Consider the following 22132-nt stretch of genomic DNA (forward strand, 5'->3'; position numbering starts at 1 on the left):
CGCCCGCAATTCCAAAAGGGGCCGTGGAGAAACGGCGACGGGGGACCGGGCGCGGGCTGGCGTCGTTGGGCGCCCGTAGGTTCGCCGCGTAAGGTCGCGTCGGCGACTGCCACCCGTCCGTCACCCATGGAAGTCCACCCCCCTGCCCGCGCCGCGCTCGCGTCCCTGCTGCGGGTGCCGTCGGACCTGCTCGCCGGCTTCGGGGCGTACTGGGTGCTCCTCGCGCGCGCTTTCAACCTGCCGCGCGACCTTCGCCCGTCGCTCTACGCGCGCAACCTGGCGACCCAGATGGTCCAGGTCGGCATCGACTCGATCCCGATCGTGGCGCTGGCGACGGCGTTCTCGGGCGGCGTGGTCGTGGTGCAGGCCATCTACCAGCTCGAGAACCCGCTCCTGCCCGTCTCGATCGTGGGCACGTTCGCCGAGCAGTCGATCCTCCTCGAGCTGGGCACGCTCGTGACCGCGTTCGTGCTGTGCGGGCGCGTCGGCGCGCGGATCGCGGCCGAGATCGGGACGATGCGCGTCAAGGAGCAGATCGACGCGCTCGAGGCGATGGGGCTCAACAGCCGGAGCTACCTCGTGGTGCCGCGCGTGCTGGCGGGGATCCTGATGTTCCCCGTGCTCTACGTCGTCGCCGCAACGGTCGGGATGAGCGTCGGGGCGCTCGTCGCCGAGGCCTCGGGCGTGCTGACGACGCAGACCTTCTGGGAGGGCGCGCGGCTGTTTTTCCGGCCCTACGACGTGTTCTTCGGGCTCGTGAAGTCGCTCGTCTTCGGGTTCGTCATCACGTCCATCGCCTGCTACACCGGCTACCAGGCCGGCGGCGGGGCCGAGGGCGTCGGCCGGGCGACCACGCGCGCCGCCGTGCTCGGCTGCGTCTGGGTCCTCTTCGCCGACTACATCTGCGCCGCCATTCTTTTGTAATGAGTACAGGGTAATGAGTGATGAGCCCTTGCCCATCACCCTTTGCTCATCGCCCATCACCCGTTTTGATCCAGATCCGCAACCTCGCCAAGGCCTTCGACGGCGTCCCCGTGCTGCGGGACGTCGACCTCGACGTGCCCGACGGGGAGGTGACCTGCATCATCGGGCGGAGCGGCTCGGGCAAGAGCGTCCTGATGCGCCACGTGATCGGGCTCCTCAAACCCGACACCGGCCGCGTCGTCGTGGACGGCGCCCCGCTCGACGAGTTGACGTACTCGGAGCTCCGACAGGTCCGCCGCAAGTTCGGCGTGCTCTTCCAGGGCGGCGCCCTGTTCGACTCGATGTCGGCGCGCGAGAACGTCGAGTTCCCCCTGCGCACGTTCACCGAGCTGACGCCCGCCGAGGTGACGGCGCGAGCGAGCGAGTGTCTGGAGCTCGTCGAGCTGCCGGACGCCGGCCCCAAAAAGCCCGCCGAGCTGTCGGGCGGCCAGCAAAAGCGCGTCGCGCTCGCGCGCGCCATCGCCATCGAGCCCAAGTACATCCTGTACGACGAGCCGACCTCGGGCCTGGACCCCGAGACCTCGAACACGATCGACGAGCTGATCCAGCGGCTCGGCTCCACGATGGGCACGACCAGCATCGTCGTCACGCACGACATGCACTCGGTCCTGTCGATCGCCGACCGCGTCGCCTTCGTCCACGAGGGCACGATCCGCTGGACCGGGACCGTCTCGGACCTCCACCACGCCACCGACCCGGCGCTCGTCGCCTTCGTCCGCGCCAACGAGTACAAGATCGGCGTCCCGTCGCAGACCGCGTAATGGGTGATGGGGGAGGGGTGATGAGCCCTTCGCCCCTCGCCTCGACTCTTTTCCCATTTCTATGACCAACGAACTCAAGGTCGGCCTGGCCGTGCTGCTCTCGGCCGCCTTCATCTTCTTTGGCGTCCGGTTCCTCTCGGGCCAGCCGCTGTTCGGGGCGGGCTACACCGTCGTGGTGGTGTTCGAGGACGCCCAGGGGCTGGCGCCGGGCGCGCTCGTGCGGCTCAACGGCGTCCGCGTCGGCGACGTGCGCGACGTGCGCCTGGGGGCCGACGCGCGGCGCGTGTTCGTGGACCTCTCCATCGACGGCGACGTCGAGATCCCGCGCGGGTCGACGGTGCAGACGTCCGGGATCAGCGCGCTCGGCGAGGTCAACATCGAGATCACGCCGCCCCAGGGCGCCGGCGCGGGCCGCCCGCTGGCAGCCGGCGACACGCTCATCGCGTCGACCACACCTGACATCTTCGACCTGATCGCGGGCGAGTCCAACTCGCTGACGGCCCGCGCGGACACCGCCCTTATCGGCGCCGTCAACACGTTCACGACGCTCGACCGGATCCTGCAGAACTCGGGCGGCGACATCGAGAGCCTGCTGGCGCAGCTCCGCTTCCTGTCGCAGGCGAGCGTCAAGCTGGTGACCGAGGAGCAGGGCCGGATCGACCGGACGCTGGCGTCGCTCGAGGACGCCGCCCGGAACGCCAGCGGCGTCTCGGACCGCGTCGGCCGCAACGTCGAAGACCTCTCGATCGTCGTCGGCAACGACGTCGTGGCCACCTCGGGGACGGTCCGCCTGCTGGCGGAGACGAACGCGGACTCGGTCACGGCGGCTGTCAACAACCTGTCGTCGGCGTTGCGCCGGGCCGACCAGCAGCTCGTCCAGCTGACGGCGCTGACCCGGACGCTGACCTCGCTGACGGCCGACCTCGACTCGACGCTCAACTCGCCGAACGGCACGATGGGGCTGCTGCTCAACGACCCGTCGCTGTACTACAACCTGAACTCGACGGCCGCCTCCATCCAGCAGATTCTGCAGGACCTCCAGGCCGACCCGGGCCGCTACCTCGGCGAGCTCGACGGCGTGGTCAAGGTGTTTTAGAGAGCGGACACAGGACGCTGGCGCGAGCCCGCACTCCCCGTTCGCGTGGCGCGACGCTGGTGGGGCTGGCGCCCGCACCCGAGCGCTCTCGCTCGAAGGGTAGGACGCCACACGACCTGGCTCCGCCGACCCTTCGGGTTGTCCCCCTTGCCAAGGGGGATAGCCGGGGGTGCCTTGAGCGGAGGCGAAGCCGAAGCGATGGCATCGCTGGCGGGGGGTCTGCCGAGCGTGGAGGCATCAGACCACCGAACCGCAAGCGGCCCGCGCCAGCGTGCAAACGACCCGACGCCAGCGGTACCCTTGCGGACCCCACCCCTGCTCGCGCCATGCGCCTCGCTCTCGCCCTCCTCCTCCTCGCCGCCACCGCCAGCGCCCAGAGCCCGCCGCCGCTCGGGCTCATGGACGTGTTCGAGCTCGAGTACGCCTCGGACCCGCAGATCGCGCCCGACGGCGAGACCGTCGTCTACCGCCGCAACCGGCTCGACATCCAGACCGACCGCGTGCGCGGCGACCTGTGGATGGTGAACGCCGACGGGACCGGCCACCAGCCGCTCGTGACGGGCGTCGACGCCAGCGGCCCGCGGTGGTCGCCCGACGGGACGCGGCTGGCGTACGTCGCCACGGACACCGATGAAGACAGGCGGCACCTCATGGTCCGCTACCTCGCCTCGGGGGTGACTGTCCCGGTCGCCCGGCTGGCGTCGGCGCCCGGCGGCGTGGCGTGGTCGCCCGACGGGCGGCACCTCGCGTTCACGCGCTTTGTCGAGGGCACGAGGACGCCGCTCGCGACGCTGCCCGGGCCGCCCGCGGGCGCCGAGTGGGCGGACGCGCCCATCGAGGTCGAGGCCGTCGGCTGGCGCAACGACGGGTCGGGCTACGTCAAGCCCGGGAGCCGCCAGCTGTTCGTGGTCTCGGCCGAGGGCGGCACGCCGCGCGCCCTCACCGACGGGCCGTACGACGTCGACGGGACGCCGGCGTGGACGCCCGACGGCGCGGCCCTCGTGGTCTCCTCGGACCGCCGCGACGGCGCCGAGCGCGACCCCGGCGACTCCGAGCTGTGGCGCATCGACCTCGCCAGCGGCCGGATGACGGCGCTCACCTCGCGCGTCGGCGCCGACCGGACCCCGGCCGTCGGGCCCGACGGCGCGATCGCGTACCTCGGCTCCGACGACCGCCGCCTGGGCTACCAGCTCACCAACCTCTACGTCCGCGACGGGGAGGACACGGAGCGGCTGCTCCCGGCGCTCGACCGCGACCTCCAGGACCCGACGTGGACGGCCGACTCCGACCTGGTGGTCGCGTACGACGACGGCGGGACGACGCGCCTTGCCGTCGTGACCGACCGGGGCGAGCTGCGCGTGATCGCCTCGGACGTGGGCGGGCAGTCGATCGGGCGGCCGTACGGCGGCGGCTCGTTCTCGGTCGGCGGCGGGCGCGCGGCGTTCACGCTGACCTCGGGCGCGCACCCGGCGGACGTGGCCGTGGTCTCGCTCGACGGCGGCACGGTGCGGCGACTCACGAATCTGAACGAGGACCTGTTCTCGCAGCGGACGCTCGGTGCGGTCGAGGAGATCACCTACACGTCGAGCGCGGACGGCCGCGAGATCGAGGGGTGGATCGTGACGCCGCCCGGGTTCGACCCGTCGCGCCAGTACCCGCTCATCCTCGAAATCCACGGCGGGCCGTTCGCCAACTACGGCCCGCGCTTCGCGATGGAGGTCCAGCTGATGGCCGCGGCCGGGTACGTCGTCTTGTACACGAACCCCCGCGGCTCGACGAGCTACGGCGAGGACTTCGGCAACCTCATCCACCACGCGTACCCGAGCCAGGACTACGACGACCTGATGAGCGGCGTCGACGCCGTCGTCGCGCGCGGCTACGTCGACCCCGACCGGCTCTACGTCACCGGCGGCTCGGGCGGCGGCGTGCTGACGGCCTGGATCGTCGGCCACACCGACCGGTTCGCGGCGGCCGTCGTCGCCAAGCCCGTCATCAACTGGACGAGCTGGATCGGGACGGCGGACTCGTACGTGTTCGGCGCCAAGTACTGGTTCGACACGCTCCCCTGGGAGGACCCCGAGGGCTACTGGGCGCGCTCGCCCCTCGCCTACGTCGGGAACGTGACCACGCCGACGATGCTGCTGACCGGCGAGGCCGACACGCGGACGCCGATGTCGGAGTCGGAGCAGTACTACCAGGCGCTCCAGCTGGAGGGCGTGCCGACGGCGCTCGTCCGCGTGCCGGGCGCCAGCCACGGCATCGCCTCGCGGCCGTCGGGCCTCATGCGCAAGGTGGGCTACATCCTGGCCTGGTTCGAGCGCTACGGCGGGCCGGGGCTCGCGGCGCGGGCCGGGGAGTAGAGGAGAAGAGGGAGTCTCTTCCCCACTCTATGACGCCCACCCCCACGCCGCCACGTCTCCTCTTTGCGTCCCCGCCTCCCCTCTGACCCCATGCCCTCGTACGACGACGCCCTCGCCCTCTTTCACGACTGGACCGTCGGCGACAGCCTGCGGCGGCACGGCGTGGCCGTCGAGGCGGCGATGGGCGAGCTCGCGCGCCGGCGCGGCGCCGACGTCGAGCGCTGGCGGATGGCGGGGCTGCTCCACGACCTCGACTACGAGCGCTACCCCGAGGCCGACCGCCACCCCCACATCGGGGTCGAGGAGCTGGAGCGGCGGGGCTACGACGAGGAGATCCGGACGGCGATTCTGGGCCACGTCCCGCGCGTCGGCGTGGCGCGTGAGAGCGAGATGGCGAAGGCCCTCTTCGCCGTCGACGAGCTGGCGGGCTTCGTGACGGCGGTCGCGCACGTCCGGCCCGGCGGAATGGAGGGGATGACGCCGCGGTCGGTCAAAAAGAAGCTCAAGGACAAAAAGTTCGCCGCCGCCGTCTCCCGCGACGACATCCGCCAAGGGTCCGAGGAGCTGGGCGTCGAGCTGGACGAGCTGATCCAGATCGTGATCGACGGGATGACGCGTGAAGCCTCGCGCCTGGGTCTGGCGTAGGAGCCCCGTCTCCCGTCCCCCCTCCGCACCGATGCCCGACGACCGCCCCTCCGGCCCCCGCCGCTACGTCCCCGTCCCGGGCCTCCCCGACCTCGACGCGCTCGCCGACGACGCGCCGACGGACGACGCGCCCGACCCGTTCGCCCTGCCCGACCCGCCGCCGCTGGCGGAGCCGGAGACCACGGACGACGGACCGCAGACGACGGGGACGGAGGGCCGGGGACCGGGGACCGCCAGCCGGGCAAACGTAAGCGGGGGTACGGCGTCCCCTCTCCCCCCGGGAGAGGGACAGGGTGAGGGGCCGAAGCCTGTGGTAGGCACGCCGCCCGACCTGGACAGCAGCATGGGTCACCCAGATGGCATGATGGGAGCCCCGGTCGACCCTGTGAGGGCCCCGATTGACCCTGTGGGAGCCCCGGACGGCATTGTGGCAGATCCGGACGGCTCCGTGGGGCCCCCGGGCGGCTCTGCGACGCCCCCGCCCGGCGACGCGCCCACCACCACCCCCGACGCCCCGCGCGCGCCCGTCCCGGCCCCGCCCACCGAGCCCGGCGAGGCGCCGACCCGGCGCCCCGACCCGCCCGCGCGCCCCGACCCGACGCCGCCGACGACGCCACAGGAGCCCGGCGACGCGCTGGACGCGGGCGCCCCCCCGACGGAGACCGTCGACCCGGTGGCCGGACCGCTGGTGCCGTCGCCGGTCGTGGAGACGGCCAAGAGCGTGACGAAGGACCGGGGCCGCGAGCTGGTGCAACTCGTCGTCCGCTACGGCAAAGACCACCTGCCCCCCGAGACGCCGCGCGAGCCCGTGCCCGACACCGGGCCGCCCCGGATGGTGGGCCGCGTGGGCCAGCTGATCCCCTTTCTGCGCGTGATCCCGTACGGTCTGGCGGCGCTGTTCGTCGCCAGCTTCTGGTGGGACTTCCCCGGGATGAGCGTCGGCGTGCTCGGCGCGGACCTCGCGCTCGACGGGTTGATGCGGGTGCTGACGGTCAGCGGGCTCATCGGGTTCGGGACGAACTGGCTGGCGATCACCATGCTGTTCCAGCCGCGCGAGAAGCGGGCGATCATCCCCCAGGGCCTGATCCCGGCCCAGCGCGAGCGCGTGATCTACCGGCTGTCGGAGGCGATCAGCCGCGAGCTCATCAACGCCGACATCATCAAGCAGCGGATCCAGGCCTCGGGCGTGATCGGGCGGTACCGCGACCTGGCCCTCGGCGTGGTGCGCGGGGTCGTCGAGGACCCGGCGTTCCGGACCGACCTCAAGACGCTCGCCCGGGACTACGCCCAGGAGGTGCTCGGCTCGGAGCCCGTCCGCCGCGAGGTGGCGCGGCTGGCGGTCGACAAGGTGGAGCAGCAGGCGGGCGGCGGGCTCGGCGGCGTCGCGCTGCGGCTGTACCGGACGTTCGCCGAGGACGACTTCCAGCGCCGGGTCGACCGGGCGCTCGACGAGCTGCCGGACGCCGTGGTCCCGCTGCTCGACCGGATCGACCACGCGCTCGACGCCGTCCCGGCCAAGGTGGAGGCCCGCGCCGACGAGATCGAGGAGGCCGCCACGACGGCCGTGCTCTCGTTCGTGGAGGGGTTCGACGTGCGGACGATGATCTCGGAGCGCGCGCGCCAGTTCGACGAGGGCCAGCTCGAGGGGCTCCTGAAGTCGACCTCGAACGAGCAGCTCAACTACATCAAGTACCTCGGCGCGATCCTGGGCGTGGTCGGCGGGTTCGTGATCTGGCAGCCGATCGGGGCGCTGGCCGTCTTGGCGAGCCTGTCGCTGCTGCTGTGGGGCGTGGACGAGGCGCTCGTGCGGGCCCGGAGGACGTAGCGGCCGGCGGCGGCGCTCGCGACCGTGGCCTGAGTGACGCACAATTGGTGATCAGAAAGAAACTCTCATCACCCCTCTTAAGGTCCGTGCTGCGAGCTCGATCACGAGCGGGAAGCCCACCCCCTGACGGCTCGGGGGATCGTTACACAGCCCCGCGTCTGTTCGCATATGTCTACGGACTCCTCTCCTCCCGGCCCGCTCTGGATGGATTCCGGCGACCTCCACCGGAGCACGTACCGCGTGTTCTGCGTCATCGCCGCCGCGCTGAACCCGGTGTTCGGGGCGGTCTACCAGGCGACGGACCCGGGCGGCTTCGACCCGCTCTGGGGCCGCTTGTTGGTCTCGGTGGGGCTGTTGCTCCTCCTCTCGCTCTCGTACATGGTCGAGTGGGTGGCGCAGAACTTCCTCCGGCTCGTCCAGGGGTACTTCTACGTGTTCGTTGTGTACCTCGTCGGGCTCACGGCGCTCAACGGGTTCTCGCCGAACTACGCGCTGGGCGCGCTCTTCGCCTTCATGGCGATGGGGATCGCGTTTAGCCTGGGGCTCCGGCGGCAGACGGCCCCGCTCACCCGGTACCTCGGGTTCGTCATCGTGCTCGTCGGGGCGGCCGTGGTGGCGGCCGCAGCGACCGGCCGGGCCGGCGGGCCGGTCAGCTTGTGGATCCTGTGGGCGTGCGTGGCCTCGACGGCCCTCATCATCTACGTCGCGGCCGAGGCCCGGCTCCGCGCCGAGGGCTCGGTCGAGGCCTCGGAGCACCGGTTCCACACGCTCATGAACGCGGCGAACGACGCCATCGTCATCGCCGACCCCGAGACGAACCTGCTCGTCGACGTCAACGAGATGGCCCTCCAGCTGACCGGGCTCACGCGGGAGGCCGTCCGGCGGACTCGGCTCGACGACCTGTTCCCGGACGGGGACCGCGAGCGCGCCTCGGCGCAGTTCCGGGCCCACGTGTTCGGGGGGGCCCCGGTCCCCGCCGACCTCTACGTCGCCAACAAGGCCGGCGGGACGACGCCCGTCGACGTCAGCGCGGGCCTGATCGACGTCGACGGCCGGCCCCTCGTCCAGGCCATCCTCCGCGATGCCACGGAGCGGCTCCACTACGAGACCCAGCTGATCCAGGCCAAGGAGCGGGCCGAGGAGCTCCTCGCGCTCCGGACGAACCTGCTCAACAACATGAGCCACGAGCTCCGGACCCCCCTCACGGCGATCCTCGGGTTCGCCGAGGTCCTCGCCGAGGAGGTCGAGGGGCCCCAGCGCGAGGCGGCCGAGAGCGTGCTCCAGGGCGGGCGCCGGCTCCACGCCACGGTCAACTCGGTCTTGGGGCTGGCCCAGCTCGAGGCCGGGGCCACCCACCTCCGCGTCCGCCCGGTCGACCTCGCGGCCCACCTCCAGGAGTCGCTCGCGCTGCTCCGCCCGCTCGCGCTCCAGAAGGGGCTCGACCTCCGGCTCGTCGTCCAGTCCCACGAGGCCGTGGCCAAGACGGACCCCGGGTGCTTCGACCGGATCGTGAGCAACCTCGTCGGCAACGCGATCAAGTTCACCGATCGGGGGGAGATCGTCGTGACGGTCCGGTCCCGGCCGGGCCGGGTGGTCGTCGACGTCCGCGACACGGGGGTCGGGGTGAGCCCGGCGTTCCTGCCGCGGCTCTTCGAGGAGTTCCAGCAGGAGTCGACGGGGCTGGGCCGGAGCCACGAGGGCAGCGGGCTCGGCCTGGCCATCACCAAGCGGCTCGTCGAGGTGCTCGACGGCGAGATCGAGGTGCAGAGCGAGCGGGGCGTCGGCTCGACGTTCACGGTCGGGCTCCCCGCTGCCGAAGCCGAGCCCGAGCCCGCGTGGTCCTCCGCCGCGCTCCTCGTGGCCGGGCCCGCCGGCCGCCGGCGGGTCCTCGTCGTCGAGGACAACACCGAGACCCGCGAGCTCATCGCCAACCGCCTGTCCTCGGTGTGCCGGGTCGAGACGGCCGCCGGCCCCGACGAGGCCGTGGCCCTCGCCGCGCGCCGGTCCTACGACGCCTTCGTCCTCGACATCAACCTGACCGCCGACCGCGACGGGGTCGACGTGCTCCGCGCGCTCCGGGGCCTCCCGGCCCACGCCTCCACCCCGGCCGCCGCCATGACGGCCTACGCCATGCCCGGCGACCGCGAGCGGTTCCTCGCCTCCGGGTTCGACGCCTACCTCTCCAAGCCGTTTACCTCGCACGAGATCCGGTCCCTCGTCCTCGACCTCTTCGCCCTCTCGGGCGACGGGGCGTCGACGGAGACCGCTCCTTCCCTCTCCATCCATGCGTGACTTATCCCCCCCGGCTGAGGGCGACGGCGGTGCCGTGGCCATCTCGCCCCCCGACCTCCCCCTCCTCGTCCGGCCGGCCGACGCCGTCTCGATCGGGCAGCACCTCGCGTTCGTCGAGCGGATGGTGGCCCAGGGCGGCCCGCGCCCCGGCGAGTACGCCGCGTTCGACCGCTGGCTCGCCTACGTCGCCAGCGAGCTCCGGACCGGGCGGATCGCCGACGGCGAGCTCCGCGCCGTCCGCGCGGCGTTCGGGCCGGCCCTCTCGCTCGGGACCAACCAGGGCCTCAGCCTCCGCAAGCCGCACGGGTACTCCGGCGACTTCGAGATCATCGACCGGATGTACCGCGAGCACGTCACGGACGACCCGGACCTCCGCAACTGGGACCTCTACTTCCACAGCCAGGCCGGGCCCCGCGCGGTCCGCAACCGGAAGGCGTACGTCGTCGACCTCCTGGGCGCGTTCGCCCAGTCCGGCGGCGCGCGCGTCCTCAACGTGGCGAGCGGGCCGGCCCGCGACGTCGCCGAGTTTTTCGGGGACGCCGGCGGCTCGGCCACCGGCGTGGCCGTCGACTGCGTGGACGCCGACGCCGACGCCATCGCCTACGCCCGCCACGTGTGCGCCCCGTACCTCGACCGGGTCGCGTTCTACCACGCCAACGCCCTCCGCTTCACGTCGGCCCACCGCTACGGGCTGATCTGGTCGGCCGGGCTGTTCGACTACTTCGGCGACCGGGGGTTCAAGTTCCTCCTCGAGCGGCTGCTCGAGATGCTGGCCGAGGGGGGCGAGCTCGTCGTCGGCAACTTCTGCGAGAACGCGACGCGCGACTACATGGAGGTCATCGGCGACTGGGAGCTCCACTACCGCTCGGAGGACGAGCTCATCGAACTCGCGATGGCGTGCGGCGTGGCGCCCGAAGACATCCGCATCGGCCGAGAGCCTCAGGGGATCAACCTGTTCCTCCACATCAAGCGTGGCCCGTCGTTCCTCCCCATGACTGAGGAGGCCAGCTAGCACCGCCGTCGCCACGGCGTCGACGGGTTCGTGACCGGGCAGCCGATGGGGTGCTGGCCGTGCTCGCGAGCCCGTCGCTGCTATGGCGCTTGTGCGGGCATGGGAAACCGGGGGATTGCTGAATGGTCGGGGAGCGCTCGCGCTCTACACTGTGGGCCTCTCTCCCTCGCCCCGATGCGCCTTCTCGCCCCCGCCCTCCTGCTGGCCCTCGGCCTGACCACCGCCGCCAGCGCCCAGCACGTTCACCGGTACGCCGACGACACGGTCGCCTCGCGGTGGATGCGCGTCACGCCGCACCCGGCCGACGGGCTCCGCACGGTCGCCGCCATCGACCGCCGGCTGGCCGAGCTCGACGTCGAGATCGCCGGGCTGGACCGCGAGATCGCGGGCGTCCGCGAGACGTTCCGGTATCTCAACGTCCCCGACACCGAGCGGCCCGCGTACCAAGACCGCGCGCGGGCGTTCGACGCCGACCGGCGCCTCTTCGAGATGGAGTCGGGCCGCGTGCAGGCGATGTACGACGACCTCGTCCGCTACCGGAGCGGCCCGCGCGAGCGCCGCGCTTACGCCGAGGCGGTCGCCCGCCTGCGCCGCCAGGCGGACCGGCTGGAGGCGGACGCCGCCGACCTCCGCGACTGGAACGACGCGCTGGCGGAGCGGAGCGGCGAGCACCAGGCGGTCGCGAGCGCGACGGCACGCCACGGCCAGATGCTGAGCCAGCGTCGCTCGGACCTCCGCCACGAGCGGGCCGTGCTCGGCTTGCGCCGGGCGCGGCTCGTCGCGCGGGCCGAAGACGCGCGGCGGCGGTCGTAGCGAGGTGCTTGGCGGAGCGCGCCCAGCGTCTCCGATCAGGCGAGCACCGCTCGCCGAGGGCCGACCCATCGGCTACCGCTGCCCGGCCCCGGCCCGGACGCGCGCGACGAGGCCCGCCCACCGGGGATCGTCGTGGAGCGGGATGAGCTCCGGGTACACCACCAGGTCCTCCATGTAGGGCTCGCTGGCGGCGACCGACCGCTCCAGCGCGGCGAACGCCGCATCGGTGTTCCCGAACGCGACCTCGACCCACGCCCGCGGGGTGTGCGGGTCCGTGATCTGGGACAGATGCCGCTCGGCGCTCCGCCGGTCTCCCGTCCGCGCGTACGCATACGCGAGCACCTGTTGACCAAATTGATAGCTCGGGCGCTCCTCCACGTACGGACGTAATAGCGCAATCGCCTCTCCACTGTGCCCCGCGACGACTAGGAACTCGGCGAGCCACGTGGCCGTGCCGAAGTTGGGGAAGAGGGCGTACGCGGCCCGCATCAATTCGAGAGCCCGCCCCGTCTTCCCGGCCGCGAGATAGACCAGTCCGGACCACATCAGTGACCCTGGGCTTAGGGGATCGATCGCCACGGCCTGCTCGACGGCCCGGAGCGCCCCCTCTTCGTCGCCCCAGAACTGGCGGGTGAACCCGAGCCTCGCCCAAGCCAGCGCATCGCTCGGGGTTGCCTCGACGGCCCGTTCGTAGTGGGCTTGCGCGGCGGCAAGATCCCCGTCATAGGCATAGGCCACCTGGCCGAGCATCGTGTGGGCCAGGGCCACCCTCGGGTCGAGTTCGATCGCCCGATTGGCCGCCGCTCGCACCGCCTCCCATTCGGCATCAATGTCCTCAGCAGAATCGGTTTCCACAATGGTCTGGTGCATATTGGCGAGCCCGGCCCACGCCGGTGCGTAGGTGCTGTCCCGCGCGATCGCCTCTGCATAGATCCCAGGCAATTCGGTATATGCGTCGCCGCCCCCAGACTGGATGGCGTGTCCGCGGAGCGTGAGGAGGTACGCCTCCGGATCCGTAGACGGCCGCCCGACCCGCGCCGCACTGCCCACCCGCGCCCGGAGCTTGAAGGCGATCGCCCGCGCGATCTCTTCCTGCAACCCCAGCACGTCGGCGAGCTCCCGGTTGTACGTCTCCGACCACGCCTGGCGCCCCGTCTCCGCGTCCACCAGGCTCGCTGTCACCCGCAGTTGGTCGCCCACCGTCCGTACGGTGCCCTCCACCAGGTGCGCCACGCCCAGCGCCCGGCCGATGGAGTCCGCTCGGGCGTCGGAGCCCTTGAAGGCGAACGCGGACGTGCGCGCGGTGACCTGGAGCCCCGGCACGCGGCCCAGGGTCTGGATGAGTTCGTCGGTCAGCCCGTCGGCGATGTAGTCCTCGCCGCCCACGGTCTCGAACGGGAGCACGGCGATGGTCGTCCAGTCCACCTCGGGGGCTAAGGCGGGCTCCATCCCGGCCTCCGCGTTCTCCGCCGCGTCCGCGCCCCCACCGACGAGCATCACGCCGACCCCCGCGAGGACCAGCAGCACCGTCAGGATCGCCAGCTCGGGGCCGCTCGCCCGCTGCGCGCCCCGCTCGCCGTGGTACCACGCCACCACGAGTGCGACCAAGAAGCCAACCCCGAGCAGCACTGGCACGGCGCGGAGCAGGCCGCTGGGCCAGCCGTACGTCGCCCCGAGCACGGCGACGACCTGGAGGACGAGCCAAGCACCCGCGAGGTAGGCCAACCCCCACTGGACAAGCTTGCGCTCCTTGATCCCGTCGAGAGAGGGAAGGGCCATGGCGACACGAGTTCGCGGAGCCTGCAACATAGAGCCGCATGCTTGTCCGGCGACCTCGTGCGCCTCGGACCCAAGGCAGGCGGGTCTACTCCGCGCGGGCCGGCAGCGGGACGAACGCGCCGTCGCGCTTGACGACGCGGCCGTCCTTCATCACGAAAGACACGTCGAGCATCGCCGAGGCGTCCGTCAGCGGGTCGCCCATGACGGCGACGAGGTCGGCGACGTGGCCGGGCTGGAGCGCGCCGAGCTGGTCGCCGCGGCCCAGCAGGTCGGCGGCGTTGACGGTCGCAAAGCGGAGGGCCTCCATGAACGGGACGCCGACCTCCTCCATGTAGACGAACTCGCGGCCGTTGCGGCCGTGGCGGAAGACGCCCGCGTCGGTTCCGAAGGCGATGGGCACGCCGGCGGCGTACGCGCGGCGGAAGGTGTCCTGGATGAGCGGCCCGATCGTCAGCGACTTCTGGGTCACGACCGGCGTGTAGTACCCCTCGATCCGGGCCGAGTCGGCGACCGACTTGCCGGCGGTGATCGTGGGCACGAGGTACGTCCCGCGCTCGCGCATCAGCGCCATCGTCGCGTCGGACATGTAGGTGCCGTGCTCGATCGACGAGACGCCGGCGCGGACGGCCATCGCCATGCCCGCGTCGCCGTGCGCGTGCGACGCGACGGTCAGCCCGCGCGCGTTCGCGGCCTCGATGATGGCCCGCATCTCGGCCTCGGTAAAGTGCGCGCCCGAGCCGTCGCCCTGGAGCGAGAGCACGCCGCCGGTCGCCGTGAACTTGATCAAGTCCGAGCCGCGCTTGATCGCCAGCCGAACGGCCAGCTGCGCCGACTCGACGCCGTTGACGACGCCTTGCGTCTCGTCCGGGACGCCGACAATGTCCTCGCGGTACGAGTTGGTGGCGTCGGCGTGGCCGCCCATGATGGACAGGCTCTTGCCGGCCACGAACATGCGGGGGCCTTCGATGTCGCCGCGGTTGATGGCGTCGCGGAGCGCGTAGTCGGCGCCCTCGCCGCCGCCCACGTCGCGGACGGTCGTGAAGCCGGCCATCAGGGTGGAGCGGGCGAACTGGACGGCCTGGAGCACGCGGTCGGCGGCGTTGAGCCGGAACCCGTCGATGTAGCCGTCCTTGCGGCTCTCGCTCGTCAGGTGCGTGTGGCTGTCGATGAGGCCCGGCATGCACGTCGCGGTCCTCAGGTCGACGACGGTCTGCCCGGCCGTCGGGGCGCGAAAGCCTGGGGCGACCTCAGCGACACGGCCGTCCGCGACGACGACCGTCCGCTCGCGCATCGGCTCGGCAGACGTCGCCGGGTCGAGGAGGGTGCCGCAGTGGACGAGCGTCTGGGCGGCGACGGGAGCCGCCAACCCGAACAGGGTCGACGTAGTCAGCAGGGCGGCGAGGAGGAGAATGAGGCGCATCACGACAGGGGCGGGTGGGGCCCGGAGTCTAGCCGCACCTGCCGGCCCGCGCTACTCCGTCGCCGCCGTCGCGAGCGCGTCGAGCGCGCCACGGATGGTGGCGACCTCGCCGGGCGTCCCCAGCCCGTGGCGGCTGGCGAGGTAGCCCGGGTCGTTGTACGCCACGACGGAGCCCCCGCTGGCGCTCCGATAGACGAGCATCTTCTGCGGCAGGTCGATCCCGACCGTCTGCCCGGCCACCATCAGCGGGGTCCCGAGCGCCGGGTTGCCGAAGACGATCAGGCGGATCGGCGGGAGCGTCATCCCGACCGACGCCGCGTTCGCCTGGTGGTCCAGCTCGGCGACGATCGTCAGGTTCGGGTTGCCGTCGACGGCGGCCCGCAAGCGGGCGTAGACCGTCGCCACGTCGTCGTCACTGGCGACGGAGACGACGCCCTGGTCGCGGGCGACGCTCGCGGCGGAGGTCGGGGTGATCGTCGCGTCGTCGCCTGCGGCGGTGCGGGCGAACATCGCCAGCGCCCCGTCGATCTGGGACAGCGTGGAGACGCCCCCGACGCCGTGGCGGCGCGCGAGGTAGTCCGTGGTGTTGTAGGCGACGACGGTGCGGCCTTCGGGGTCCTCGAACACCAGCACCTTCTGGGGCAGGTCGAGGCCCGCTTGCGGGTTGGCCTGCATCAGCGGCGTGCCGAGTGCGGGGTTGCCAAAGAGGACGACGCGCGTCGGGCGCAAGCTCAGTCCTGCCGTCGCCGCGTTGCTCGCGTGGTCCACCCCGGCGACGATGCCGACGGGCTCGGCGGCGTCGAGGGCGGCGGTCAGGCGAGCGAAGGACGTGCCCACGTCGGCGTCGCTCTCAGCGACCGCCAGCCCGGGGACGGCGGGGAGGGCGGCCTCCTCGGTGGTGGAGCAGCCCGTCGCGACCAGGGCGAGGGCGACGAGGAGGCGGATGGTCATCGGGAGAAGAGGGAATTGGAAAGGCCTCTCCAACCAGTCGGCCGGCCCGGTGGTCCGCCGCACCCGCAAGCGGGGGATCTCCCGACCGGCGGGCGGGCTACGCCGCGCGCTCGGGGAGCCGGGCCGGGCGGGGCAGGCGGGCCGAAATCGCCGCCGGCTTGACCGCACGGGCGACCGGCACCGACGTCTCCTCGTCCTCGGGCCGCCAGTTGTGGAGCAGCTCCAGCACGCCGGCCGTGTCGCCGTGCTCCATGAGTCGCATCCGGAGCTGGCTGGCGCCGCGGTGGCCCTTGAAGTAGCCGCCGTACATCCGGCGCATCTCCAAGACCCCCTTGCGCTCGCCGAGCCACGCCGCCTTCAGCGTCAGGTGCTCGGCCACGACGGCCACGCGCTCCTCCCACGACGGCGGGTCGGGCGTCTCGCCGAACTCGAGGAAGGCCTTCGTGTCGCGGAAGATCCACGGGTTGCCGATCGCGCCGCGCCCGATCATCACGGCGTCCACGCCGGTCTCGTCGAACATGTCGCGGACGCGCTCGGGCGTCGACGCGTCGCCGTTGCCGATAAGCGGGATGTCGCGCAGGGCGGCCTTGATCTTGGGGAACCACTCCCAGCGCGCCTCGGCGCGGTACATCTGGGCGCGCGTCCGGGCGTGGACCGCAAGCGCCGCGATGCCGGTCTCCTCCAGCATCCGGGCCACCTCCTCGATGCGGATCGAGGTGTCGTCCCAACCGAGTCGCGTCTTGACCGTCACGGGCCGCGTCGAGGCCTCGATGACGGCAGCCGTGATGGCCTCCATCTTGCCCAGGTTGCGCAGGATCCCCGCCCCACCGTCCTTGCAGACGACCTTTTTGACAGGGCACCCAAAGTTGATGTCGATGAGGTCCGGGTTCTGGGCGTCCGCGATCGCCGCGGCCTCTCGGACCTGGTCGATCTCGCCGCCGAAGATCTGGATGCCGACCGGCCGCTCCTCCTCGTAGAACTCGAGCTTCTGGACCGAGCCGCGCGCGCCGTGGACGAGCCCGCCCGACGAGATAAACTCGGTGTACAGCAGGTCGGCGCCGTACCGCTTGCAGAGCAGGCGGAACGGCGGGTCCGACACGTCCTCCATCGGGGCGAGGAGGAGCGGACGCGGGCCGAGGTCGAGGTGGGCGATGTGCATGGGACGGAAACCTACCGTTTGGTCGGCGGCGGGTTTTGGAGGGAATGCGAGTTTTCAGACGCGCGGGGCCCAATCGTCTGTTTCCACAACGATCGGTGCAACCCGCGTTCCGGCCCCGCCGTAGGGCGCCCGATCCTCCCCCCTGACACCATGAGCCTCGTCCTCGCTGCCACCCTGGCCGCCACGCTCGCGGGCCTCGCCAAGACGCTTCTCATCACGCTCCTCGCCGTCCTCAACGGCGTGCTGGCGCTGCTCGCGGCGCTCGCGACCTGGAAGACGTACCTGGCCTTCGGCACCAAGCTGCTGCTGATCCTCCTCTTCTGCGTGCCGGTCGTCGGCCTGCTGGTGTTCCTGTTCTGGGGCCAGCGCGTCGTCCGCGACAATCAGCGCTAGCGGGACGACCCCGTCAACCAGCGCTCGTTGAGCGCCGCCCCCCAGACACCGCGCGAGCCCCTCTCCCCCGCCGTCCCCCAACGCCATGACCCGCTTCCGACTCCTCCCCGCCCTCGTCCTCGGCGCCGTCGTCGTCGCCCTCTCCGGCTGCGGCGGCGACAACGCCTTGTCCCTCATCTCGGGCGGCTGGCCCGGCGTCTGCGGCCTCATCCACATCGTGTTCGTCGTGCTCGCGTTCGTCAAGCTGGCGAACAGCTCGGCCGACACGGGCTCGAAGCTCCTGTGGGGCGCCGTGATCTTCTTCTTCCCCGTAGTCGGCCTGATCGCGTGGTGGATCTGGGGACCGAAGGCCTGACCCGACCCAACCAGCTGGCGACGCCCTCTGCTCTTGCCGAGCGGAGGGCGTCGTCTGTTTGGGGCCTCGCTACAGCAAGCGAGGCGGCCGGAGTCAGCACCCGGCCCCTACTCCCACTCGATGGTCGCCGGCGGCTTCGAGGACACGTCATAGGCGACCCGGTTGATGCCGCGGACCTCGTTGATGATGCGGTTCGACGCCCGGCCGAGGACTTCGTACGGGAGGTGCGCCCAGTCCGCCGTCATCCCGTCCGTCGACGTCACCGCGCGCAGGCAGACGGCCTGCTCGTAGGTCCGGAAGTCGCCCATCACGCCGACGCTGCGGATCGGGAGGAGCACGGCGAAGGCCTGCCACACGTCGTCGTACGTGCCCGACGACTCCAGCTCCTCGAGCCAGATCGTGTCGGCACGGCGGAGCAGGTCGCACGCTTGGCGCGTGACCGGGCCGAGCACGCGGACCGCCAGCCCGGGCCCGGGGAACGGGTGCCGGCGGATGATGGCGTCGGGCACGCCAAGCTCTCGGCCCACCTCGCGGACCTCGTCCTTGAACAGCTCGCGGAACGGCTCCAGCAGCTCGAACCCGAGCTCCTCGGGGAGCCCGCCGACGTTGTGGTGGCTCTTGATGGTAGCGCTCGGCCCCTTAAAGCTGACCGACTCGATCACGTCCGGGTAGAGCGTGCCCTGGGCGAGGAACCGGGGCTTCGCACCGAGCCGCGCGGTGATGGCCTCGGTGGCGTCCTCGAAGACCTCGATAAAGACCCGCCCGATGATCTTGCGCTTGGCCTCAGGGTCGGCCACGTCCGCCAGCTCGCCCAAGAACCGCTCGCTGGCGTCGACGGCGACCAGGTCGATGTCGAAGCCGTCGGCAAACGTCTTCTGAACCTGCTCGAACTCGCCGGCGCGCAACAGGCCGTTGTCCACGAACACGCACGTCAGCTGGTCGCCGATGGCACGGTGCAAGAGGGCCGCGGCGACCGACGAGTCGACACCGCCGCTGAGGCCCAGGATCACGTGGTCGTCGCCGACCTGCGCGCGGATCTCGGCCACCTTGTCGTCGATAAACGAGTCCGTCGTCCAGTCGCCGCGCAGGCCGCAGACGTCGCGGACGAAGTTGCCCAGCATCGTCGCGCCGTGCTCGGAGTGGACCACCTCGGGGTGGAACTGGACGCCGTAGATCGGCCCGTGGCCCGAGTCGGGCTCGGCGGCGACGGCGGCGATCGGCGCGTTGTCGGTCGCCGCGATCGCGCGGAAGCCGGCGGGCAACTTGGTCAGGTGGTCGCCGTGGCTCATCCAGACGACCGAGCCCGCCGGGACGCCCCGAAACAGCGGGTTCTCCTCGTGCGAGACGAGCGGCGACCGCCCGAACTCGCGGTGGTCCGACGCCTCGACGCCGCCGCCGAGCGCGTGCGCCAGCGCCTGAAGCCCGTAGCAGATCCCGAGCACGGGCACCTTCTCGTCGGTGCCGGGCTGGGTGAGCGCCAGCAGGGCCGGGTCGAGCTGGGGGCCGGCCTCGTCGTAGACCGACATCGGCCCACCGGACAGGATGAGCCCGCTGGGCTGCATCGCGGCGACGTCGGCCGCCGGCAGCGTGCACGGGTGGATCTCGCAGTAGACGCCGGCCTCGCGGACGCGCCGGGCGATCAGCTGGGTCGTCTGGCTCCCGAAATCGAGAATGACGACGGTTTCGTGAGTCATGAGGGGGAAGTGGGAAGGGGGACGGGGAAAGGGGGCAGACGGTGAGAAGCCCCTTGCCTCATCCCTCCTGCCCCTTGCCCTCTTAGGCGCCGATCATCTCTTTGTACGCCTCGGCCGAGAGCAGCCCCTCGATCGCTGAGGCGTCGGCCGGGCGGATCTTGGCCATCCAGCCCTCGCCGTAGGGGTCGCTGTTGACCGTCTCGGGCGCGTCCTCCAGCGCCTCGTTGATGGCCTCGATCGTGCCGGCGATGGGCGCGAACAGCTCGGACACCGTCTTGACGGCCTCGACGGTCCCGAACGAGCCCTCGGCCTCGACCTCGGTGCCGACGTCCTCGATCTCGACGAACACGATGTCGCCCAGCTCGCCTTGCGCGTAGTCGGTGACGCCGATGACCGCCAGGCCGTCGTCGTCGAGGCGGACCCACTCGTGGTCCTTCGTGTAGCGGAGGTCAGACGGGAAATCCATGACGGGAAGGCAAGGGGGATGGGGGAAAGGGGCAAGCAGCGAAAAGGCTTTGGGACGACTGCCCCTTGCCTCCTCCCTCTTGCCCCGTGCCCTACGCCGGGGGCGTGAGCTCGAAGCGCTCGAGGAACTTCGTGTCGAAGTCGCCCGCGACGAAGCGGGGGTCCTGGAGCAGCTGCTGGTGGAAGGGGACGGTCGTCTTGAGCCCCTCGATGATGAACTCGTCGAGGGCCCGGAGCATCTTGGCGATGGCCCGCTCGCGCGTCGTGTCGTGGACGATGAGCTTGGCGATCATCGAGTCGTACGTCGGCGGGACCGTGTAGCCGGCGTAGACGTGCGTGTCGCAGCGGACGCCCCGGCCCTTGGGGCTGTGGAACGCCGTGATGGTGCCGGGGCTTGGCGCGAAGTTGCGGAACGGGTCCTCGGCGTTGATCCGGCACTCGATGGCGTGGCCGACCAGCGACTTGTCGCCCGTGTCGATGGTCTCGCCGGCCGCGACCCGGAGCTGCCACTCGATAAGGTCGGTGTTGGTGACCTCCTCCGTCACCGGGTGCTCGACCTGGATCCGGGTGTTCATCTCCATGAAGTAGAAGTCCCGGTGCTTGTCGACCAGGAACTCGACCGTGCCCGCGCCGCGGTAATTGACCGCCGCGGCGCCCGCGATCGCCGCCTCGCCCATGCGGCGGCGGAGGTCGGCGTCCATGATCGGCGAGGGCGCCTCTTCGAGCAGCTTCTGGTGGCGGCGCTGGATCGAGCACTCGCGCTCGCCAAAGTGGACGACCGAGCCCTGCCCGTCGCCGACGAGCTGGATCTCGATGTGGCGCGGCTCCTCGACGAACTTCTCGATGTAGAGCCGGTCGTCGCCGAAGCCGTTCATCGCCTCCGTGCCCGCAGCCACGAAGAGCTTTTCGAACTCGGCCTCGGTCGATGCCATCCGCATCCCCTTGCCGCCGCCCCCCGCCGACGCCTTGATCATGACGGGGAAGCCCGCCTCACGCGCCGCCGCCAGCCCCTCGGCCACGTTCGCGACGGCGCCCGCCGAGCCGGGCACGACGGGCACGCCCGCCGCGCGCATGGTGTCCTTGGCGACCGACTTGTCGCCCATCGACGAGATCGTCTCGGGCCGGGGCCCGATAAAGGTGAGGTCGTGGTCCTGGCAGATCCGCGCGAACTCGGCGTTCTCGGCCAGGAACCCGTAGCCGGGGTGGATCGCGTCCGCGCCGGTCACCTCGGCCGCCGCGATGATCGACGGGATGTGGAGGTAGCTCTTGGCCGACGGCGCCGGGCCGATGCAGACGGCCTCGTCGGCGAACTTGACGGCGAGCGTGTCGCGGTCGGCCGTGGAGTAGACGGCGACCGTGGCGATCCCCATCTCGCGGCAGGTCCGGATGATGCGGAGCGCGATCTCGCCGCGGTTGGCGATGAGGACTTTTTTGATCATAGCGGGCGTAGAGCGTGGGACGTAGAGCGTGGGGGGCGGTCCCAGCGGACCACGCGCCAGGGCCTACGGTCTACTTTTCGATGACGAACAGCGGCTGGTCGTACTCGACGGGCTGGGCGTTCGCGACGAGCGCCTGCTTGATGGTCCCAGCCTCCTCGGCCTGGATCTCGTTCATCAGCTTCATCGCCTCGATGATGCACAGCGTCTGGCCGACTTCGACGCGGTCGCCGACCTTGACGAACGGGTCGGAGTCCGGCGAGGCCGCCGCGTAGAACGTGCCCACGATGGGCGCCAGCACGAGCGACTCGTTGGCGCCGGCGCCGGGCTCGGCGGGGGCCGCGGGCGCGGCGGGCGGGGCGGCTGCGGGGGCAGGCGCCGCGGGGGCAGCAGCGGGCGCGGCGGCCGGGGCCGCCATCATCATCTGGGGAGCGGCGGGGGCCGCCCCGACGCGCGCCTTGGCGCGGACGGTCAGCTTGAAGTCGCCTTCCTCCACCTTCACTTCGTCCAGGCCGCTCTCAGCGACGAGTTCGAGGAGGCGTTGGATCTTGTCGAGGTCCATGTCCATGGGGACGGGGTCGGGCACGCGAGAGGGCCCCGAAGCTACGGACACCCCGGGCGCGAACGCGCGCTCCTTCGGCAGCGGCCGGGCGCGAATGCACGAGCCGGGCCGAGTGCACAGCGCCGCCCGG

19 protein-coding genes are annotated in these 22132 nt (G+C 71.6%); 11 read left to right on the plus strand and 8 right to left on the minus strand.

Going from position 1 to position 22132, the window contains the following annotated elements:
- Window positions 1-126 precede the first annotated feature (126 nt).
- The 9 genes from ACLIRP_RS13000 (at window position 127) to ACLIRP_RS13040 (ending at window position 11788) form a co-directional block, all read left to right on the plus strand.
- Window positions 127-924 (plus strand): MlaE family ABC transporter permease, encoded by a 798-nt coding sequence (locus tag ACLIRP_RS13000; protein WP_412060889.1) that lies wholly within the window; start codon window positions 127-129, stop codon window positions 922-924.
- 65 nt (window positions 925-989) lie between these two features.
- The gene (locus tag ACLIRP_RS13005) at window positions 990-1745 is read left to right on the plus strand and encodes an ABC transporter ATP-binding protein (protein ID WP_412060890.1); all 756 of its coding nucleotides are present in this window, start codon (window positions 990-992) and stop codon (window positions 1743-1745) included.
- A gap of 61 nt (window positions 1746-1806) precedes the next feature.
- Entirely contained in the window at window positions 1807-2841 is a 1035-nt protein-coding gene (locus tag ACLIRP_RS13010) for an MlaD family protein (RefSeq protein WP_412060891.1), read from the plus strand.
- 326 nt (window positions 2842-3167) lie between these two features.
- Window positions 3168-5201, plus strand: coding sequence for a prolyl oligopeptidase family serine peptidase (locus ACLIRP_RS13015; protein WP_412060892.1), 2034 nt, complete (start codon window positions 3168-3170; stop codon window positions 5199-5201).
- Between the two features lie 90 nt (window positions 5202-5291).
- Entirely contained in the window at window positions 5292-5846 is a 555-nt protein-coding gene (locus ACLIRP_RS13020) for an HDIG domain-containing metalloprotein (protein WP_412060893.1), read from the plus strand.
- 427 nt (window positions 5847-6273) lie between these two features.
- The gene (locus ACLIRP_RS13025) at window positions 6274-7671 is read left to right on the plus strand and encodes a DUF445 domain-containing protein (protein ID WP_412060894.1); all 1398 of its coding nucleotides are present in this window, start codon (window positions 6274-6276) and stop codon (window positions 7669-7671) included.
- 204 nt (window positions 7672-7875) lie between these two features.
- Complete coding sequence (locus ACLIRP_RS13030; protein WP_412060895.1) at window positions 7876-9963, plus strand: hybrid sensor histidine kinase/response regulator; 2088 nt, start codon at window positions 7876-7878, stop codon at window positions 9961-9963.
- On the plus strand, window positions 9956-10975 hold the full coding sequence (locus ACLIRP_RS13035; RefSeq protein ID WP_412060896.1) for a hypothetical protein: 1020 nt from the start codon (window positions 9956-9958) through the stop codon (window positions 10973-10975). The genes ACLIRP_RS13030 and ACLIRP_RS13035 overlap by 8 nt, the downstream gene beginning before the upstream one ends.
- 174 nt (window positions 10976-11149) lie before the next feature.
- Window positions 11150-11788, plus strand: a complete 639-nt coding sequence (locus tag ACLIRP_RS13040) for a hypothetical protein (RefSeq protein ID WP_412060897.1) — start codon at window positions 11150-11152, stop codon at window positions 11786-11788.
- A gap of 72 nt (window positions 11789-11860) precedes the next feature.
- Here the strand turns inward: ACLIRP_RS13040 and ACLIRP_RS13045 are convergent, their stop codons facing one another.
- From ACLIRP_RS13045 to dusB, 4 genes are all read right to left on the minus strand, one after another.
- Window positions 11861-13567 carry a tetratricopeptide repeat protein gene (locus ACLIRP_RS13045; protein ID WP_412060898.1) on the minus strand — a complete coding sequence of 569 codons (1707 nt, stop codon included), beginning with the start codon at window positions 13565-13567 and terminating at the stop codon, window positions 11861-11863.
- An 85-nt stretch (window positions 13568-13652) separates the two neighbouring features.
- A complete protein-coding gene (locus ACLIRP_RS13050; RefSeq protein ID WP_412060899.1) occupies window positions 13653-14987 on the minus strand; it encodes an amidohydrolase family protein in 1335 nt (444 codons plus the stop codon).
- Window positions 14988-15038: 51 nt separating this feature from the next.
- Window positions 15039-15938 (minus strand): DUF302 domain-containing protein, encoded by a 900-nt coding sequence (locus ACLIRP_RS13055; RefSeq protein WP_412060900.1) that lies wholly within the window; start codon window positions 15936-15938, stop codon window positions 15039-15041.
- A gap of 97 nt (window positions 15939-16035) precedes the next feature.
- Window positions 16036-17097 (minus strand): tRNA dihydrouridine synthase DusB, encoded by a 1062-nt coding sequence (gene dusB, locus ACLIRP_RS13060; protein WP_412060901.1) that lies wholly within the window; start codon window positions 17095-17097, stop codon window positions 16036-16038.
- A 150-nt stretch (window positions 17098-17247) separates the two neighbouring features.
- Here dusB and ACLIRP_RS13065 point away from each other — a divergent pair, with 150 nt between their 5' ends.
- Together ACLIRP_RS13065 and ACLIRP_RS13070 are read left to right on the plus strand one after the other, a co-directional pair.
- On the plus strand, window positions 17248-17490 hold the full coding sequence (locus ACLIRP_RS13065; protein WP_412060902.1) for a hypothetical protein: 243 nt from the start codon (window positions 17248-17250) through the stop codon (window positions 17488-17490).
- Between the two features lie 85 nt (window positions 17491-17575).
- Window positions 17576-17845 (plus strand): PLDc N-terminal domain-containing protein, encoded by a 270-nt coding sequence (locus ACLIRP_RS13070; RefSeq protein WP_412060903.1) that lies wholly within the window; start codon window positions 17576-17578, stop codon window positions 17843-17845.
- A 107-nt stretch (window positions 17846-17952) separates the two neighbouring features.
- On the opposite strand, the gene guaA is transcribed toward ACLIRP_RS13070, so the two are convergent.
- The 4 genes from guaA to accB all read right to left on the minus strand — a co-directional run bounded on the left by guaA (window position 17953) and on the right by accB (window position 22026).
- Window positions 17953-19539, minus strand: a complete 1587-nt coding sequence (guaA, locus tag ACLIRP_RS13075; protein ID WP_412060904.1) for a glutamine-hydrolyzing GMP synthase — start codon at window positions 19537-19539, stop codon at window positions 17953-17955.
- An 82-nt stretch (window positions 19540-19621) separates the two neighbouring features.
- A complete protein-coding gene (gene gcvH / locus ACLIRP_RS13080; protein ID WP_412060905.1) occupies window positions 19622-20005 on the minus strand; it encodes a glycine cleavage system protein GcvH in 384 nt (127 codons plus the stop codon).
- Window positions 20006-20096: 91 nt separating this feature from the next.
- Window positions 20097-21443 (minus strand): acetyl-CoA carboxylase biotin carboxylase subunit, encoded by a 1347-nt coding sequence (gene accC, locus ACLIRP_RS13085; RefSeq protein WP_412060906.1) that lies wholly within the window; start codon window positions 21441-21443, stop codon window positions 20097-20099.
- 70 nt (window positions 21444-21513) lie between these two features.
- Window positions 21514-22026 (minus strand): acetyl-CoA carboxylase biotin carboxyl carrier protein, encoded by a 513-nt coding sequence (gene accB / locus ACLIRP_RS13090; RefSeq protein ID WP_412060907.1) that lies wholly within the window; start codon window positions 22024-22026, stop codon window positions 21514-21516.
- Between the last annotated feature and the right edge of the window lie 106 nt (window positions 22027-22132).

The sequence above is a fragment of the Rubrivirga halophila genome, assembly GCF_046845755.1.
GTDB lineage: Bacteria > Bacteroidota > Rhodothermia > Rhodothermales > Rubricoccaceae > Rubrivirga.

Bases quoted from the DNA above. Each gene is read 5' to 3' on its own strand.
- dusB (WP_412060901.1), bottom strand. From the start codon at position 17,097: ATGCACATCGCCCACCTCGACCTCGGCCCGCGTCCGCTCCTCCTCGCC.
- ACLIRP_RS13000 (WP_412060889.1), top strand. From the start codon at position 127: ATGGAAGTCCACCCCCCTGCCCGCGCCGCGCTCGCGTCCCTGCTGCGG.
- ACLIRP_RS13065 (WP_412060902.1), top strand. From the start codon at position 17,248: ATGAGCCTCGTCCTCGCTGCCACCCTGGCCGCCACGCTCGCGGGCCTC.
- ACLIRP_RS13040 (WP_412060897.1), top strand. From the start codon at position 11,150: ATGCGCCTTCTCGCCCCCGCCCTCCTGCTGGCCCTCGGCCTGACCACC.
- ACLIRP_RS13055 (WP_412060900.1), bottom strand. From the start codon at position 15,938: ATGACCATCCGCCTCCTCGTCGCCCTCGCCCTGGTCGCGACGGGCTGC.
- gcvH (WP_412060905.1), bottom strand. From the start codon at position 20,005: ATGGATTTCCCGTCTGACCTCCGCTACACGAAGGACCACGAGTGGGTC.
- ACLIRP_RS13010 (WP_412060891.1), top strand. From the start codon at position 1,807: ATGACCAACGAACTCAAGGTCGGCCTGGCCGTGCTGCTCTCGGCCGCC.
- guaA (WP_412060904.1), bottom strand. From the start codon at position 19,539: ATGACTCACGAAACCGTCGTCATTCTCGATTTCGGGAGCCAGACGACC.
- ACLIRP_RS13020 (WP_412060893.1), top strand. From the start codon at position 5,292: ATGCCCTCGTACGACGACGCCCTCGCCCTCTTTCACGACTGGACCGTC.
- ACLIRP_RS13015 (WP_412060892.1), top strand. From the start codon at position 3,168: ATGCGCCTCGCTCTCGCCCTCCTCCTCCTCGCCGCCACCGCCAGCGCC.
- ACLIRP_RS13045 (WP_412060898.1), bottom strand. From the start codon at position 13,567: ATGGCCCTTCCCTCTCTCGACGGGATCAAGGAGCGCAAGCTTGTCCAG.
- ACLIRP_RS13050 (WP_412060899.1), bottom strand. From the start codon at position 14,987: ATGCGCCTCATTCTCCTCCTCGCCGCCCTGCTGACTACGTCGACCCTG.
- accC (WP_412060906.1), bottom strand. From the start codon at position 21,443: ATGATCAAAAAAGTCCTCATCGCCAACCGCGGCGAGATCGCGCTCCGC.
- ACLIRP_RS13030 (WP_412060895.1), top strand. From the start codon at position 7,876: ATGGATTCCGGCGACCTCCACCGGAGCACGTACCGCGTGTTCTGCGTC.
- ACLIRP_RS13070 (WP_412060903.1), top strand. From the start codon at position 17,576: ATGACCCGCTTCCGACTCCTCCCCGCCCTCGTCCTCGGCGCCGTCGTC.
- ACLIRP_RS13035 (WP_412060896.1), top strand. From the start codon at position 9,956: ATGCGTGACTTATCCCCCCCGGCTGAGGGCGACGGCGGTGCCGTGGCC.